The 17,299-nt window shown below is 34.7% G+C and carries 13 protein-coding genes and 1 tRNA gene; 6 read left to right on the top strand and 8 right to left on the bottom strand.

Translation table 11 applies throughout. The features are described 5' to 3' along the window. Positions 1-28: 28 nt before the first annotated feature. Positions 29-1,645 (bottom strand): ABC-F family ATP-binding cassette domain-containing protein, encoded by a 1,617-nt coding sequence (locus tag EGI22_RS00320; protein ID WP_255065544.1) that lies wholly within the window; start codon positions 1,643-1,645, stop codon positions 29-31. Between the two features lie 223 nt (positions 1,646-1,868). On the opposite strand from EGI22_RS00320, the gene EGI22_RS00315 reads away from it, so the two are divergent. Next, positions 1,869-4,841, top strand: coding sequence for a glycoside hydrolase family 3 N-terminal domain-containing protein (locus EGI22_RS00315; RefSeq protein ID WP_255065540.1), 2,973 nt, complete (start codon positions 1,869-1,871; stop codon positions 4,839-4,841). Positions 4,842-4,933: 92 nt separating this feature from the next. Here EGI22_RS00315 and EGI22_RS00310 read toward each other — a convergent pair whose 3' ends face one another. The 6 genes from EGI22_RS00310 to EGI22_RS00285 form a co-directional block, all read right to left on the bottom strand. Then, on the bottom strand, positions 4,934-5,401 hold the full coding sequence (locus tag EGI22_RS00310; RefSeq protein ID WP_255065539.1) for a LytTR family DNA-binding domain-containing protein: 468 nt from the start codon (positions 5,399-5,401) through the stop codon (positions 4,934-4,936). 250 nt (positions 5,402-5,651) lie between these two features. Beyond that, positions 5,652-6,161, bottom strand: a complete 510-nt coding sequence (locus tag EGI22_RS00305; RefSeq protein WP_255065532.1) for a hypothetical protein — start codon at positions 6,159-6,161, stop codon at positions 5,652-5,654. Further along, entirely contained in the window at positions 6,158-7,438 is a 1,281-nt protein-coding gene (locus tag EGI22_RS00300) for an adenylosuccinate synthase (RefSeq protein ID WP_255065531.1), read from the bottom strand. The genes EGI22_RS00305 and EGI22_RS00300 overlap by 4 nt, the downstream gene beginning before the upstream one ends. Next, complete coding sequence (locus EGI22_RS00295) at positions 7,438-7,923, bottom strand: Fur family transcriptional regulator (RefSeq protein ID WP_255065529.1); 486 nt, start codon at positions 7,921-7,923, stop codon at positions 7,438-7,440. The genes EGI22_RS00300 and EGI22_RS00295 overlap by 1 nt, the downstream gene beginning before the upstream one ends. Before the next feature lie 81 nt (positions 7,924-8,004). Further along, positions 8,005-8,532 (bottom strand): hypothetical protein, encoded by a 528-nt coding sequence (locus EGI22_RS00290; protein ID WP_255065528.1) that lies wholly within the window; start codon positions 8,530-8,532, stop codon positions 8,005-8,007. A 10-nt stretch (positions 8,533-8,542) separates the two neighbouring features. Then, positions 8,543-10,819, bottom strand: a complete 2,277-nt coding sequence (locus EGI22_RS00285) for a bifunctional (p)ppGpp synthetase/guanosine-3',5'-bis(diphosphate) 3'-pyrophosphohydrolase (protein WP_255065527.1) — start codon at positions 10,817-10,819, stop codon at positions 8,543-8,545. Between the two features lie 197 nt (positions 10,820-11,016). Here EGI22_RS00285 and EGI22_RS00280 point away from each other — a divergent pair. The 5 genes from EGI22_RS00280 to EGI22_RS00260 all read left to right on the top strand — a co-directional run bounded on the left by EGI22_RS00280 (position 11,017) and on the right by EGI22_RS00260 (position 15,635). Beyond that, positions 11,017-11,098: transfer RNA gene (locus EGI22_RS00280), tRNA-Leu, on the top strand. A 75-nt stretch (positions 11,099-11,173) separates the two neighbouring features. Next, positions 11,174-12,517 (top strand): trigger factor, encoded by a 1,344-nt coding sequence (locus EGI22_RS00275; protein ID WP_255065525.1) that lies wholly within the window; start codon positions 11,174-11,176, stop codon positions 12,515-12,517. Positions 12,518-12,640: 123 nt separating this feature from the next. Next, positions 12,641-13,312 (top strand): ClpP family protease, encoded by a 672-nt coding sequence (locus tag EGI22_RS00270; protein WP_255065523.1) that lies wholly within the window; start codon positions 12,641-12,643, stop codon positions 13,310-13,312. A 167-nt stretch (positions 13,313-13,479) separates the two neighbouring features. Then, positions 13,480-14,742 (top strand): ATP-dependent Clp protease ATP-binding subunit ClpX, encoded by a 1,263-nt coding sequence (gene clpX, locus EGI22_RS00265; RefSeq protein WP_255065522.1) that lies wholly within the window; start codon positions 13,480-13,482, stop codon positions 14,740-14,742. Positions 14,743-14,879: 137 nt separating this feature from the next. Beyond that, on the top strand, positions 14,880-15,635 hold the full coding sequence (locus tag EGI22_RS00260) for a YfhO family protein (protein WP_255065521.1): 756 nt from the start codon (positions 14,880-14,882) through the stop codon (positions 15,633-15,635). A 73-nt stretch (positions 15,636-15,708) separates the two neighbouring features. On the opposite strand, the gene EGI22_RS00255 is transcribed toward EGI22_RS00260, so the two are convergent. Next, complete coding sequence (locus EGI22_RS00255; protein WP_255065520.1) at positions 15,709-17,163, bottom strand: tagaturonate reductase; 1,455 nt, start codon at positions 17,161-17,163, stop codon at positions 15,709-15,711. Positions 17,164-17,299 lie beyond the last annotated feature (136 nt).

The raw sequence follows: 17,299 nt of genomic DNA, 5'->3' as shown, positions 1-17,299 counted from the left end.
TGCTTTTCAATATTCAAAATTATTCTTCTCAATAAATCTCCTTTCTCTGCCCTTTAATTTTCTCGTCTGTCAAGTACTCATCAAAAGTCATTAATTTATCCAAACAACCCTTAGGTCCGATTTCGATGATTCTATTGGCCACAGAGTTGGTAAGCTGATGGTCATGACAAGCAAAAAGGATATTACTTTCAAAATCCTCCATTCCCTTGTTTAGTGCTTGTATAGATTCTAGGTCTAAGTGGTTAGTTGGTTCGTCAAAAATCAAAACATTCGAGTTTGAAAGCATCATTTTAGAGAACATACAGCGTTGCTTTTCTCCCCCAGAAAGTACTGTACATTTTTTCAGTGCTTCTTCTCCCGAAAACAACATTCTGCCTAAAAAACCACGAACAAAAGACTCGTCTTTGTCAGTAGAATACTGTCTAAGCCAATCTACTAAAATCAAACTATCGTCTTTGAAGAAATCAGAGTTATCGTTAGGCAAATAATCACTTGTGATAGTTACACCCCATTTAAAATCACCCGAAGAAGCTTGTTTTTTGCCACTAATTACATCAAAAAATGCGGTAACTGCTTGGCCATCTTTGCTCAAAAATGCAATTTTATCATTTCTTCCAACCCAAAAACTCACGTCTTTGAAAAGATAAACGCCGTCTTCGTTTTTATAGCTTAGATTGTTCACTTGTAAAACTTGGTCGCCCACTTCTCTCTCAGGTTTAAACCCAATAAATGGATAACGTCTCGAAGAAGGCTGTATAGCAGTAATATCCAACTTCTCAATCATTTTCTGACGAGCAGTGGCTTGTTTTGATTTGGCTACGTTGGCAGAGAAACGACGAATAAAGTCTTCCAGTTCTTTCTTTTTCTCCTCCGCTTTCTTGTTCTGGTCAGCCTTTTGGCGAGCAGCTAATTGGCTTGATTCGTACCAGAAGGAGTAATTTCCACCATAAAGCGAAATTTTCTTGAAATCAAGGTCAGCCACATAAGTACAAACATTGTCAAGGAAGTGCCTATCGTGAGAAACCACGATTACGGTATTCTTAAAGTTCATTAAGAAGTTTTCTAACCACAAAATTGATTCAATGTCTAAGTTGTTGGTTGGCTCATCTAGAAGCAATACGTCTGGATCTCCAAACAATGCTTGAGCTAATAAAACCTTCACTTTATCGGCAGGGTTTATGTCTTTCATCAACATGAAGTGAAGGTCTTCAGAAACACCAAGTCCTGATAAAAGAGAACCAGCATCTGATTCGGCCTCCCAACCATTCATTTCTGCAAACTCACCCTCTAGTTCCGCAGCACGATTACCATCTTCTTCTGAAAAGTCAGGTTTTAGATAGATGGCATCCTTTTCCAACATTATTTCATAGAGTTTTTCATTCCCTCTTAATACCGTATCAAGAACAGTAAACTCATCAAAAGCATTTTGATTTTGATTTAAAACAGACATTCTCTCACCTGGATCCATAGAGATGCTTCCTGAGGTGCGATCCAATTCTCCTGATAATATTTTAACGAAAGTAGTTTTTCCAGCACCATTAGCTCCAATAAGGCCATAAACATTGCCTGGAACAAACTTTAAATTTACATCTTCAAACAATACACGCTTCCCAAATTGAAGCGAAAGATTAGAAACAGTCAGCATATTTTTTGATTTTATTAAACGCTTTTTGTCTTTTGACGAAAACGAAGCCGCAAATTTACGATTATTTAAACACAAAAGATAGAAATCCTTTGGCTTAATTAAAAAGAGTTTTTGAAGGCATTAAAAAGTCCTTGATTACTAATTTTAATCGAATTATGCCGTTAATTGTTTTTATTTAAGGGTAAAAAAGTGCTTTTTTGTATTTTGTAAAATAAAAATATTGATGAAGGTCTCTGTATCCATACTATTATTTTGGGTGTCTTTAAGTTCAGTTTTAGGATTATTTGTTTCAGCAAATAACCCAATTTCTGTTGAAGAGGTATTTAAAAAAAATAAAACTGAAAAACCATTAAGTTTTAATCAAAAACAAACTATTTGGGTTGATAGTCTTCTTGCTTCTATGTCTTTAGAAGAGAAAATCGGCCAATTGTTTATGGTTGCGGCATATTCAAATAGAAATGAGGTAGATTATAGAAAATTAGAAGGGCAAATAGAAAAATACCACATTGGTGGAATAATTTTTTTTCAAGGAAATCCATTAAAACAAGCCGAATTAACTAATAGATACCAAGAGGTTTCTAAATATCCACTTATGATAGGTATTGATGGCGAGTGGGGATTGGGAATGAGGCTAGACGATGCATATTCTTTTCCCAAAGCAATTACACTTGGGGCAACTTCAGACCCTATTTTGGTTGAAAAAATCGGGTATGAAATAGGAAAGCAATGTAAAAGGCTTGGTGTGCATATAAATTTTGCTCCTGACGCGGATATAAATTCTAATCCTAAAAACCCAGTTATTAATTTCCGCTCCTTTGGCGAATCTGTATCAAATGTTTCTAACCTGGCTTTGGCATATTCACGGGGCTTAAAAAAGGCCAAAGTTATGGGTAGTGCCAAGCATTTTCCAGGTCATGGAGATACAGGCACTGATTCCCACTATGCTTTACCAGTCCTCAATCATAGTCTGAAGCATATAAATGAGGTAGAATCTATGCCATTTCGGGCATTGATAGAAGACAGTGTGGCGAGTGTAATGATTGGACACTTACACGTGCCTAGTTTAGATGATTCTCAAAATACTCCAGCGAGTGTATCTGAAAAAGTAATAAATGGGTTTCTAAAAAAGCAATTGAATTTTAAGGGTTTAGTAGTGACTGACGCCCTGAACATGAGAGGACTATTGAAGTATTATCCCATTGGAGAGGCAGAAGTTAAAGCTTTTCAGGCGGGCAACGATCTTTTGTTACAAACAGGAAACTTGGATATTGCTTTTAATAGTCTTCATAAGAAGTTTTTAGACAGTACTTTATCTATTACAGACTTAGACTATAAAGTCAGAAAAATTCTTATGTCGAAATATTGGGCTGGATTAAACAAAGTAAAATCAGTTGAACTTAGAAATTTGATTTCAGACCTAAACAATAACCCCTCTAAGGATTTGACACAAAAAGTCTTTAATGAAGCTACAACAATTGTTAAAGACGACGACGGACTTATTCCTTTGCCCGTTGTTTCAAAACTGAAGTATGCGTCTATTGCTATTGCTGGAAAAGTAGGCAATGATTTTCAAGAAACTTTATCCTATTACTCTAAAATTGAGAATCACACCATGCCATTTAAACCTTCTAGTCCAAACGATTGGAAATGGGTGGTAGATGAAGCCTCAAAGAGTGATTTGGTGATTGTGAGTGTACATGAAATGCACAATTTAGACAAAAAAGATTTTGGAGTAGTTCCAGAAACTTTAGAAATGATTAGGACTCTTCAGGAAAAAACCAAAGTAATTGTCTGTGTTTTTGGAAATCCATATAGTTTAAAATTATTTGATGAGTTCGAAACAGTTATTTGTGGTTTTGAAGATGAGTCAGCAGCTCATATTGCAATGGCTAATATTATTTTTGGCGTTGATGGTGCTTCAGGGACGATTCCAGTAAACACCCTATCGATTGACGGGAAAGTAAATTTTGGAATTTCGACAAAGCCTTTAAATAGAATTGGGTTTGGAATTCCTTCAGAGGTAGGAATGGATCAAGCCAAATTAGAAAAAATAAGTAATTTAGTTCAAAACAGTATTGCGAACCAAGAGTTTCCAGGGTGTCAAATATATGTTGCAAGAAAGGGAAAGGTTGTATATTATAAATCTTTCGGAAATCAACGATATGGTTATGATGAGCCAATAAACGGCAACACTATTTATGATTTGGCCTCCTTAACGAAAGTTTCTGCCACTCTTCAGGCCATTATGATGCTTTATGATCAGAAAAAGTTAAACATTGAAGCTAAAGCATCGATATATTTACCTGAGTTATTGAATTCAAATAAAAAAGACATCACTATCAGAGATTTGCTTTTGCATCAGGCAGGCTTAAAGTCTTTTGTGCCTTTTTATGAAAAAACAAAAACAAACAATACTGGGCTCAATCCTTTTTATTTCAAAAATGAAAATACTGACAAAAGTTGGCTAGATGTTTGTCCAAATTTGTGTGTTAATCCAACCATTAAAGATTCCTTATTTCAATGGATAAAAGATAGCCCATTGAGCACTTCTAGCACTAAAAGATACCTTTATTCAGACCTAGGCTTGATTGTTTTACAAAGAATTGTAGAAAAGATAACCGATCAAAGTTTAGATGTGTATGTGGGAGCAAATATATATAAACCATTGGGCTTACATAATACGGCCTTTAATATTCTTAAATTCGGAGATAATCCAAATATTGCTCCGACCGAAATGGTAAATGATTATAGAAGTGCATTATTAAAAGGAACAGTTCATGATCCGAATGCGGCCTTACTTGGTGGAGTGTCAGGTCATGCCGGCCTATTTAGTACGGCTTGGGAACTAGGTACCTTGTTTCAGATGAATCTAAATAATGGCACCTATGATGGACATCAATTTTTTTCTCCTAAAACAATTGAGCTTTTTTCATCATCACAATCAACTATAAGCCATAGAGGGTTGGGTTGGAATAAACCAACAAAAAACGATGCTAGCGTTTCGGAATATGCCTCAAGTAAAACATTTGGGCATACTGGCTTTACCGGTACAGTGGCTTGGGTTGACCCCGAAAATGACTTAGTTTTTGTTTTCTTGGCAAATAGGGTTTATCCAAGTGCTGATAACACCAAAATAATTAAGAATAAAACTAGGAAAAGAATTCATGACTTAGTCTATGAAGCTATTGTGGATTAATAACAATCAATTTCGCACAAAAAAATGAAGCGACGCAAAGCATCGCTTCATTACTAGTAACCCAAAAAGTAAAAATTAACGTCTAAGTGCTTTTAAGACACTCTCAGTTTAGTCTTCATTCTTATCGTAGTACTAACGTTTTTTCCAGAAGCCGTTAGAAAACGCCTGTATTTTCTTCTGAAATCAGCCGCTTTTCTACGTGAGATATTGATAGTTTCTTTTTCCATAAACAATTCTCCTCCTCTACAATTAAACTGTAAATCATTAACATAATCAAAGTTTACTATGTAGGATCTATGGGGGCGAACAAAATTCGAAACTCCTTTAAGTTCTTCTTCGAAAATACCTAGCGTTTTTGAACTTATGACTTCTTTACCACTTTTAAGTTTAAAAATAGTGTAGTTTTTTGCACTTTTTAAGTAAACAATGTCATTCAAATCGAGTAGGTTTCTTTTCCCTGCCACTCGCATTTGCATTTCAGTTTCAGTAGACAATACGCCTATTGAAGGCAATCTCATAGGATTGCTCATCATCATTGGTTTTGAATAGAGTAATTTCATCTTTATATTTTTGTTTATTAGGAAAGCTATTTTTCTAAATACAGATGCAATATTGGTTCCTCAATTTATGATTTCATAACCATATTCGATAAGTGGCTCGAATTTTAGGATAAGTGACGGAGAAAAAAAATGAATAATTATCAATCGGTATCATTTTGCCAAATCAATCCTTTTGATAATTATTTAAAGGATAAATTTTAATGTACTTTTATTTGGCAATTACCACTAAATAATTTTTTTGGGAAGGAGATTAGATATTAAACATGGACTTTAGTGCTGCCCAAAGTAATCTTTTTTCATCTTTTTGATTTGCCTGAATCGTGGCCAAATCATCAACTATCAAATAATTTGTCTCAGATTTTTTTTGAACCTGATAAGGAAAAAGCAAAAGATCACTTCCAAGTTTTGACATAGCTACGCCAAAACTTATTAACTCTTTTGCCGAACTCAAACTTGAAATATTTGCTGTAGGAGATGTTGATAACTCAATTATTTGAGCATTGTTTATGTCTTTTTTTACGGAAGCTAAGATTTTGCTTAAAAGTTCTTTTTCGCTCTTAGATATCGTATTTACTACAATTACAAGGCTTTTTTGTGGAATGATTTCAGTTTTTGCAGCTGGGGTAATTGGTGTAGTAACAATAGGACTTTGAGAAGGCACTATTGGTTTTTGTTCAATAGTGCCTTTCTCTATTTTATTAGTATCTATATTGAATAAGGTTTCTCCTGCAAACAAATAGCCTGCTAAGTATTTATTCATAGTCCTGACGCTCTAGTAAGTGTTGCTGTTCTGTCTGGCCCAGTAGAAACAAATGTTACTGGTACGCCAACTTCTCTCTCTATATATGCTGTGTATTCTTTTAATGCTTCTGGCATTTTTTCAAAATCAGTAATTCCTACAAGTGAAGTATTCCATCCTTTAAAGGTTTTGTAAACAGGTTCAATGTCTACATCACAAATATCAAATGGCAACTCTTCGGTAATCGTTCCGTCTGCCATTTTATAGTGTGTACAAATTTTAATTTCGTCAAAAATATTCAAAACGTCCACTTTCATCATTACCAATTGCGTTACGCCATTGAGCATAATTGAATACTTAAGAGCAGGTAAATCCATCCAGCCGCATCTTCTAGGCCTTCCGGTAGTGCTTCCAAACTCTCTGCCCTCTTTTCTCATTCTTTCGCCTACTTCATCTTCTAGTTCGGTAGGAAAAGGTCCAGACCCAACTCTTGTACAATAAGCTTTAAAAATGCCGTACACTTCGTTTATTTTTGAAGGTGCCACACCCAAGCCGGAGCAAACTCCAGCTGCTGTAGTACTTGAACTAGTTACAAACGGATAAGAGCCAAAATCGATGTCTAACAGCGAGCCTTGAGCACCTTCTGCTAATACTTTGGTTCCCTCACTTGCCAATTTTTCGTTGATAAGATATTCTCCATCAACAAGATTGAAGGTCTTTATAAATTCCAATGCAGCAAAAAACTCTTTTTCAGCTTCTTCAAGAGAATATTCGAATTTATAAAAGTCTAGTATTTGTTTATGGCTATTTACTAGTTTTTGATATTTTTTGTTAAAATTTACAGACAAAATATCTCCCAATCGTAGCCCTTGTCTAGAAACCTTATCCGAATAAGTTGGCCCAATGCCTTTCAAAGTAGAACCAATCTTCGCACTTCCTTTGGCTTGCTCATAAGCAGCATCTAAGAGCCTATGAGTAGGTATAATGATGGATGTTTTTTTAGAAATAAAAAGATTCTTTTTAAAATCTATATTATAAGCAGCTAATCCATCTATTTCTTTTTTGAAAATAATTGGGTCTAACACTACGCCATTTCCGATAATGTTTACACAGTCTTCACGAAAAATACCAGAAGGAATTTGGTGCAAAACATGTTTTTTACCATCAAATTCTAGCGTATGGCCGGCATTTGGACCACCTTGAAATCTCGCCACTACTTTATAATCTGGAGCCAAAACATCTACAATTTTGCCTTTTCCTTCATCGCCCCATTGAAGTCCTAATAAAATGTCAACCATTAATCTTTTATATTTTTATTTTCTGTTCTATTTTCACAATCTGCGTTTTTGCAGTTCCCGTAAAATATTAGGGAATGGTGCATAACCTCAAAACCCAGGTAATCCCCAACCATATTTTGGATATTCTGTATTCTAGGATCACAAAACTCTTTTACTTTGTTGCAATCCATGCATATCAAATGGTCATGCTGTTTGAAACCGTATGATTTTTCGTACTGAGCAAGGTTTTTGCCGAATTGATGCTTGGTAACCAAATCACATTCGACCAATAAATCGAGGGTATTGTATACCGTAGCTCTACTGACTTGATATTTTTTGTTTTTCATAGAAATATACAAATCTTCCACATCGAAGTGGTCACCTCGGTTATATATTTCTTCTAAAATAGCATATCTTTCAGGGGTTTTTCGGAGTTGTTTATTTTCAAGATAAGCAGTGAAAATCTGTTTTGCAGCCTGAAAATTTTTATTACTTTCTAAAACCATAGCGATTAAGAGCCCTTTTGCCTTTTGAGTAATTTCTAAAACACAAAATTAAGGGTTTTAATGGTAGAAAAAACAAATTTGTTAAAAGTTAGCAATTAGACCAATATTGCCCGACTTTGTAAAGCCCACTTTTAAGTCTAAACTGGACGAAGAATTTTTGTCTTTTATTTTTTGATTGTAAAGATTTACGGAGGTTCCTTTAAACTCATTGGCATATTCTATCATACATATGCCAACCGCAAAGACCGCTATGCCACCCAATAATTGTTTAATAGGCCTGATGTAATAAGTATAAGAAACACCGTCAATTTCAGCTACTCTTTTTTCTCCTTTAATGGCATCATAACCCAAATATATTCCTCCTAAAACTAAAGGTGGACCAACAGGTAAAAAATATTTTGCTTTTTTATAAAGTTTTAAAGATTTGGTAGCTCCTTCGGTAGTGTACAAATCGAGAATGTTTTGTTTTGATAAAACAACCTCGTTTTTTAATATTTGAGTATTAAGAAACCTTCTTTTATAGCTTAAAACATCAACATTGACAGTTGAGTCTTGAGCTTGAGTTTTTATTATAATTATAGCAAATAGGAGGGAGAATAAAAATTTCACACTTTTTGGTTTATAGTTCTACTTGGCCTCTAGACACATTACTGATTCCATCAATTTCTTCAAGTTTTGACATCAATATGTCTAAATGTTTCGTGTCAAACACGTACACTTTTATTTTTCCCTCAAAGATACCATCAAAAGTGTCAACTGAAAGCCCTCGCATATTAATATGTAGTTCGCCAGAGATTACCTTCGAAATATCTTGAATAATACCGACCCTATCTATGCCATTTAAATCAATTGAAACAAGATATGACTTTTCAATTTGACTTGCCCATCTAGCTTTTATTACCCTATTGCCATAGTTTGATAAAAGTTGTTGAGCATTTGGGCACAGATTTCTGTGAATTTTAATGCCCTCGTTTATTGTTAAAAAGCCAAAAACGTCGTCGCCAGGAATAGGATTGCAGCATCTTGATAAAGTAAAATCAATTTGTTGCATGTCGTCACCGATAAGTAATGTATCGTTGCCTTTTACTTTTTTTATTTCTTTTTCAAAACTCTTGGCATCTTTGAAGGCTTTTTCGTCAATAACAATTTTCTTTTGACGATTCAAAAGTGCTTCTCTTTCGTTTCTGAACTTTTTGATTTCGTCAGGCAGTATGTAGCCTTTTCCGAAAAAGTAGAAGAGTTCGTTATAATCTTTTTTATTAAAAAATGCCCGAAGTTGATTAAATGTCTCCAAGGAGTTTTCTATGCCTAAGTGTTTGAGCTTTTTACTAATAATCTCTTTTCCTTCTGTAACATATCCCTTATTGGATTCTTTCAGAACATCTTTTATGCGAGATTTAGCTTTGGATGTTACTACAAAACGCAACCAGTCTTCCGATGGTTTTTGATTTTTAGTTGTAAGGATTTCTACTTGATCGCCATTTTGTAATACATGACTTATGGGAACCAAATGGCTATTTACTTTTCCTGCAGTACATTTTCGACCTATTTCGGTATGAATATCAAAAGCAAAGTCTAAAACCGTAGCTCCTTTTCGCAGCACTTTCAAATCTCCCTTTGGAGTAAAAACAAAAACTTCCTCACTGAACAAATTGCCACGGAAGTCTTCCATAAACTCTATGGCGGAGGTATCACCAGAAGCTAAGGTATCTCGGACTTGGTTAAGCCACTGATCAAGGGGTTTGTCCAAAGAGGTATCAGCTCCTTTATATTTCCAGTGAGCGGCATAGCCCTTTTCGGCTATTTCGTCCATTCTTTCGGTTCTAATTTGTACCTCTACCCAGACACCGGAATTGCTCATTACTGTGGTATGAAGCGATTCGTAACCATTGGCCCTTGGTGTAGAAATCCAATCTTTTAGTCGGTCTGGGTTCGGTCTATATTCATCTGTTACAATAGAATATGCCTGCCAACATGCCGCTTTTTCCTTTTCTTTTTCTTGTGGTGGAATTCCTTTTAGGATTATCCTAATGGCAAAAAGATCATAAATGTTTTCAAAAGAAACATTTTGGGCATTGAGTTTTTTCCAGATGGAATATATATGCTTTGGTCTTCCTTTTATATAAAAATCCAGTCCTGCATCTTTAAGACGTTTAGAAATTGGCCTCATAAAACCGTCTATCAATCTTTTACGGGCAGTTTTAGAAGTATTTAGTTTGGATGAAATTTCCTTATAAACTTCTGGCTCGGTATATTTCAAATACAGGTCCTCTAATTCAGATTTAATTTGATAAAGACCTAAACGGTGTGCAAGTGGAGCATAAATATAAATGGTTTCGTGAGCAATTTTTAACTGAGAGTTGCGAGCCATGCTTCCCAAAGTTCGCATATTGTGCAATCTATCCGCAAGTTTTATCAAGATTACCCGTACATCTTGCGAAAGCGTGAGAAGCATCTTTCTGAAATTCTCAGCTTGAGCAGACTGTGTTTGTTCAAAGTTCTCGGCTATTTTGGTAAGTCCGTCTATGATTTGAGTGACTTTAGGTCCAAAATCCTTGTTGATATCTGTAAGTGTAATAGAAGTATCTTCAACAACATCATGCAATAATGCACAGATTATTGAGGTTGGCCCAAGGCCAATTTCTTCAACACAAATATTAGCTACTTCAAGTGGATGGTATATATAAGGCTCTCCAGACTTTCTACGCATCTCCTTATGAGCCTCCATGGAGATATTCAGTGCTTTCCGAATTATTTTTGTATCGCCTTCTTTTATATATTCTTTAGCATTTCGCAGTATCTTTTTATACCACCTCGAAATCTCTTTTTTTTCCGATTCAGTATAATACTCTTTGGGGAGTTCTTGAGGTATAATATTTTCTTTGGTCAAGCTCATAGATCTTCTCGTATCGGAAAACAATAATTCTTTCTGCTAAAGTATATAAATTATGATATTTTTTAAAGTAAAAACAGCTTTAGATTTAAGAAGTTATTTAAAGAATAATATTTTTTAAAAAATACAGAGTGATTTTTTGAATAATAAAAAAATAAATCTAACTTTGCACCCCGAATAATTGAGAGACATATTCATTTGCGGGCGTGGCGGAACTGGTAGACGTGCTAGACTTAGGATCTAGTGCCGCAAGGCGTGGGGGTTCGATTCCCTCCGCCCGTACTTCTAACCCTTCAAACTAATATCTTGTTTGAAGGGTTTTTAAATTTTATAGTTTTAGAACAAAATTTCAAATAAATGCAAACAAAATTTGACAAGGTTTCTTCCACAAATGCCAATTTGAAGGTTGAAATTGCTGAGGCAGATTACCAAGAAGTAGTAAATAAAAAACTTAAAGAATACGCGAAAACAGCACACGTAAAGGGTTTCAGACCTGGTCATGTGCCTATTCAATATATCAAAAACATTTACGGAAAAGGAATTTTGATAGACGAAGTTATCAAAATTGCTAGTGATGCCGTTAATAAATCAATTCAAGAAAACAACCTTAATGTAGTAGGAGAGCCAACACCATTAGAGGATTCTTATAAAATAGATTGGGCTGCTCAGAAAGAATTTACCTTTGATTATGAAATCGGTTTTGCTTCTGAGTTCACTATCAATGTGGATGAGCTTCCTACCATTACAGAATATGACATTGAGCCGTCTCAAAAACAAATTGACGAATCTATCGAAGATTTGAAGAAAAGATTTGGAGTAGAAACTGAGCCAGAAGAAGCCGAATTGGGCGATTTAGTGTTTGGTATCCTTTCACAAGAGTCTACAGAGTTTTCTTTTCAATCGGGAATTCCTACAGACAAAGTAAAAGCAGATGCTCAAAAACTTTTTGTAGGATTAGAAAAAGGAAGTTCTTTGAAGTTTGACATTCAGTCGATTTTCGAAACAACAAAGGAACTTGGTTTTGCAACTGGCAAATCTGATGAAGAGGCAGAGGCACTTTCAGGTGATTTCGACTTTGTAGTTGATAAAATTACGAGAATCTCTCCTTCAGAATTAAACCAAGAGTTTTATGATAAGGTTTTAGGGCCAAATAAGGCGGCTTCTGAAGAGGAGTTTTTGACGCAAGTAAAAGAGATTATTAAAGGAAATTACAAAAGGGAATCTGAGTTTTTGTTAGATTTTGATATTGATAAAATATTGTTAGATAGCACATCAATCGAGTTGCCGACTGAGTTTTTGAAAAAATGGTTGCTTGAAATAAATGCTGGAAAAGCTACCGCTGAAGATGTAGAAAAAGAGTTTGACGCTATAGCGAGAGGATTGAGGTTAGACCTTATCAAAACTGAAATAGCCAAACAAAACGACATAAAAGTAATGTATGATGATGTTTTGGAAGAAATCAAAAACGAAATCAGAGGATATTTTGGTCAGCAAGGAGGTTTTGATGGCATGGAAGAGTTTATAGACAGCATGGCCAAAAAACAAATGGACGAAAAAAACACTGAAGCTACAAAGAAACATTTTGAGAAGGCATTCGGTAGAAAAGTGTTGAACTTTGTGAAAGATAAAGTTAAAAGAGAAACGAAGTCTGTTATGGTGGAGGAATTCAACGAAATAGCTACGGAGAAATACAAAGTATAATATCTGATATTGTTTATTGTTTAAAAAATCGGGTTCAGGGTTCGCTCTTACCCGATTTTTACGTTTTAGGAAATTGAACTTTTAGAAAATTTACATAGTTTTGAATATAAACAAATAATTAAAATGCATTTAGGAGAAGAATTTAGAAAATATGCGGTTCATCACGCAGGCATGAATGGTCTTACGATTGATGACTACATGAAGCACAATGTGACCAATATGACTCCAAATATCATCGAAGAAAGACCTATGCGTTTCGCAGCTATAGACGTATTTTCTCGTTTGATCATGGACAGAATCATATTTTTAGGCACAGGAGTCGACGACCAAGTTGCCAATATCGTTGTAGCTCAATTATTATTTTTGGAATCTGTGGATGCCAAAAAAGATATATTAATGTACATAAATAGCCCAGGAGGTTCGGTTTATGCTGGTTTGGGTATGTATGATACTATGCAATATGTGCGTCCAGAAGTGGCTACTATTTGTACTTCTTTGGCTGCATCTATGGGGGCAGTATTATTGGCTGGCGGTGCAGCTGGAAAGCGTACGGCTTTGCCTCATGCACGTGTGATGATTCACCAACCAAGTGGTGGTGCTCAAGGTCAATCACGTGATATGGAAATTACAGTGAAGCAAATCATCGAGCTTAGAAAAGAGTTGTATGATATTTTAGCTAAACATTCGGGTAAAACATTCGAAGAAATTGAAGCAGACTCAGACAGAGATTATTGGATGAAAGCCGAAGAAGCAAAGGCTTACGGTTTGATAGACGAAGTTTTGTATAGAAATTGAGATAAGTTAATATTTAAGAAAAAGCTCTTCAGAATTGGAGAGCTTTTTTTATATAATATAGTCTCATTTTATCAAAAAATTGATAAAAATATTAGAATTGGGTTCCTTATTTTCTTAGGAATTGTTTTCACAGTCAAAAACCTTTATTTTTGTAAAAAATTCAGTTAATGGCAGCAAACAAAGAACCCAATTGCTCTTTTTGTGGTAGAAAAAAAAATGAAGTAGAACTTCTGCTTTCAGGGACAGATGGTCACATCTGTAATTTATGCATTGAGCAGGGTTATGAGCTTATACAACAAGAGCTTTATGGAGTTGGGCCAAAATCCAACAAAAAGAAGAAAAAAGGAGAGACACCTAAATTTGATATCAAACCACCAATTGAGCTCAAAAAATATCTTGATAAATTTATTATAGGTCAAGATGAAGCAAAAAAAGTACTTTCAGTTGCTGTTTATAACCACTACAAAAGATTGTCTCAACCTAAGGGTGACGAAGATGTAAATATCGAAAAGTCAAATATCATCATGGTAGGAGAAACTGGTACAGGTAAAACCTATTTGGCTAGAACAATCGCCCGCATGCTTCAAGTACCATTTGCTATTGCAGATGCTACCGTTTTGACCGAAGCCGGATATGTCGGAGAAGATGTAGAAAGTATTTTAAGTAGACTATTGCAGGCAGCAGATTATAATGCAGAGCTAGCCGAAAGAGGAATAGTTTACATAGATGAAATAGATAAAATAGCTAGAAAGTCAGATAATCCGTCTATAACGAGAGACGTAAGTGGTGAGGGTGTACAGCAAGGTTTGTTGAAATTACTTGAAGGATCAATAGTAGGTGTGCCACCACAAGGAGGTAGGAAACACCCAGACCAGCAATTGGTACAGGTAAATACTGAGAATATATTGTTTATTTGTGGTGGAGCATTTGACGGTATAGCCAGACATATAGCAAAGCGTATAAACAAAGCACCAATTGGGTTTAAAGTAGACAGCAAAGGACTTGATCTAAACGACGAAGAAAGTTTGCTGAAATTTGTAACACAGCAAGATCTGAAATCTTTTGGATTGATACCTGAATTAATAGGTCGTTTACCATTGTTGACCTACTTGAATCCTTTAGACAAAGAAACACTTAGAAAAATATTAACCCAACCTCAAAATGCCCTAATCAAACAATACAAAAAATTGTTTGACATGGAGGGAATACATCTAGAGTTTGAAGATGATGCCTTGGATTATATTGTAGACCAAGCTATTGTGTTTAATCTTGGAGCTAGGGGACTTAGATCTATTTGTGAGGCTATTCTTACAGATGCAATGTTTGAATTACCCTCAGATAAATCTATTAAAAGTTTTAATGTATCAAGAGACTATGCCCAAAGTAAGTTTGAACATTCGGCATTTTATGAGGTAAAATTAGTAGCATAAAATTTAAAGTTTTTAATATTTGAGCCTTTAGATAAGATTCTAAAGGCTTTTTTATTTGCCTGAAAATGAAAAGGTTTGGTAATTAAAATGAAAACAATAACTTTGGATTTCATAATTAAAATTTAAACCCTAAAAAAATGTCACAAAAGCTTGAAAATCATTTAGCCAATGGATACGAAGTTAAAATCGGAGATTATATCTCGCGAGGATTTGAAATATTAAAAGCCAACATGGGAGCATATATAGGCTACATGGCTGTGTTCATGGTTATTTCTTTTTTTATTAATTTTATTCCTTTTGGTAATTTAATTCTTTCTCCATTACTATTATTTGGATTTTATTTAGTGTCTAATCAAATTTCACAAAATAAAACTATTCCGCCATTTGGCACTTTTTTTAATGGGTTTCAACATGCTGGAAAACTTATTGTCATAGCTTTAATTACTGCAGTTGCATATCTTGTATGTGCTTTACCGTTCATTATTTCAGTAGGTGTTAGTATATTTTCTTTGAGAGGGGCAGACAATTCAGAAATAATATCTGCGATATTGGCTGGACCACTTCCGATTTTAGGAATTGGTCTATTGGTTATTATATTTTTGGGCGTAAGTTGGGTATTTGCTTCAATGATTGCTGTTTTTCATAATAAAGAAGCGTGGACTGCTATGGAAACCAGCCGCAAACTTGTAGCAAAGAATTGGTTAATGATATTTTTGTTTTTAATAGTGGTCGGGATTATTTCAATGAGCGGGTTTATATTGTTAGGTATTGGAATGTTATTTACTGTTCCATTAGGCATTTGTTCTCTTTACGCGGCCTTTGAAGACATAGCCGGTTTGCAAACAGATGATAGTGAAATAGATGAAATTGGTGCAATCGGAGCAGAATTATAATTTTCCGTTTTTTAACAATAAAAAAGCCTTCAAATCGAATTTTGAAGGCTTTTCTTTTTAGACAGAATGAGTTTTATGCATATACATTCAATGCAGAAACAACATCTTTTACACCAAGCATTTGCATATTGGATAAGTGGCTTTCTACATTACTTTCAAAATCATGCAATAAACTCAAGTCTGTTCCCCAAAGTTCTTTGTTTTTCAAAACAACCGTAACCACTTCATGGGCATTATGATTATCCCAAACAGATTTAAAATATCCTGCTGAATCACAATTTATCGGATATTCTACACCATTATATTCTCCGAAATATTTCCCATCCACTTCTTTTGTAGCTTTCATAAACAATAAATAAGCAGCAAAACATCTAGCAAAATACTGAGGCACGGTGTCAAAAGCTTTGTAATAATTTAAAAGCAAAGGAATAACTCTAGCTTTCATTTTTAAAGTGTACTGAAGGGTAATACTTATCCATTGGTGTTCTAGATATGGATTTCTGAATCTATCCATTACCTCTCTTCCATATCTATGAATAGTTTTAAGGTCTAAATCTAAAGGAATAGCTGGTCCTAATTCGGTAAGCATCAAAATGGTGATGTATTTTTCCATCATTTCGTCATTGAGAGCGTCTTTTACTAGCTTGAAACCTGACAAGTAGGCCATTCCAGATAAAAGTGAATGTGGGGCATTTAACAAGCGAAGCTTTAATTCTCTATATTTTTCTATGTTTTTGGCTATTTTAACGCCATTGTCAACTTCAGCAAATGTCAAAATATCTTCAAGATTTTCACCCTCAATGGCCCAAAGTCGGTAAACTTCTGACTTTATGATAAGATTGTCGGTATAACCAATTTTTTCAAAAAGCTTTTGAGCTTCTTCTTGATTCGGTTTTCCTGGTACTATTCTATCTACTAAAGAACTGCAAAATCTAACTTTTTTATCTAGCCATTTTGTGAAGTCCTCTCCAAGTTTGTTATGAGAGATGTGTTGGTATACTATATCTTTTAAAACTTTACCATTGTCAACAATCAATTCTGTTGGTATAACCACCGTTTCGGTTTTAACAGTTAAATATCTTCTATGAAGCCATGCCACGAGCTTTCCAGGATAAGAGTCTGGGCAACCCTCTAGCACATTTTCTTCAGTATATTGGAGGCCAGCTTCGGTAGTATTAGATACTACTATTTGTATTTCAGGATTTTCAGCCGTTTTTAGAATTTCTTCCCAGTGAGTCTTCGAGCTCAACACTCTGCTAAGGCATTCAATAATTATATCTTCTTCTATCAATTGATTGTTTTCGATACCTCTTACTGAAATCGTATAGAGATTATCTTGCTGGGTAAACTCTGACACATCTGGCCCTGTAGTTTTTACCATTACTACACTTCCGTTGAATACATCGTTTTTATTGGCCTTGTCGATAAAATAATCGACTAATCCGCGAAGCAATACGCCTGTTCCAAATTGAAGTACTTTCTCAGGTAAAATAGAGGTTTTATTTAAGTGGTTCTTGTTAAGCATCATTAGATTTTTGTAAACTCAAAAATATCAAAAAATTAGACAACTTTTTAGTAATATATTACTAATGTTTTGTGAATTTTTGACACAGGTAAATCTCAAGTTGTCATAAATGTATTATATTTTTCAAAAAGCGATAAAA

Origin of the sequence: Lacihabitans sp. LS3-19 (assembly GCF_024343575.1) — a bacterium.
Lineage (GTDB): Bacteria > Bacteroidota > Bacteroidia > Cytophagales > Spirosomataceae > Leadbetterella.
Note: the sequence above shows the minus strand (reverse complement) of the source record. Positions and strands in the feature narration are given on the sequence as shown.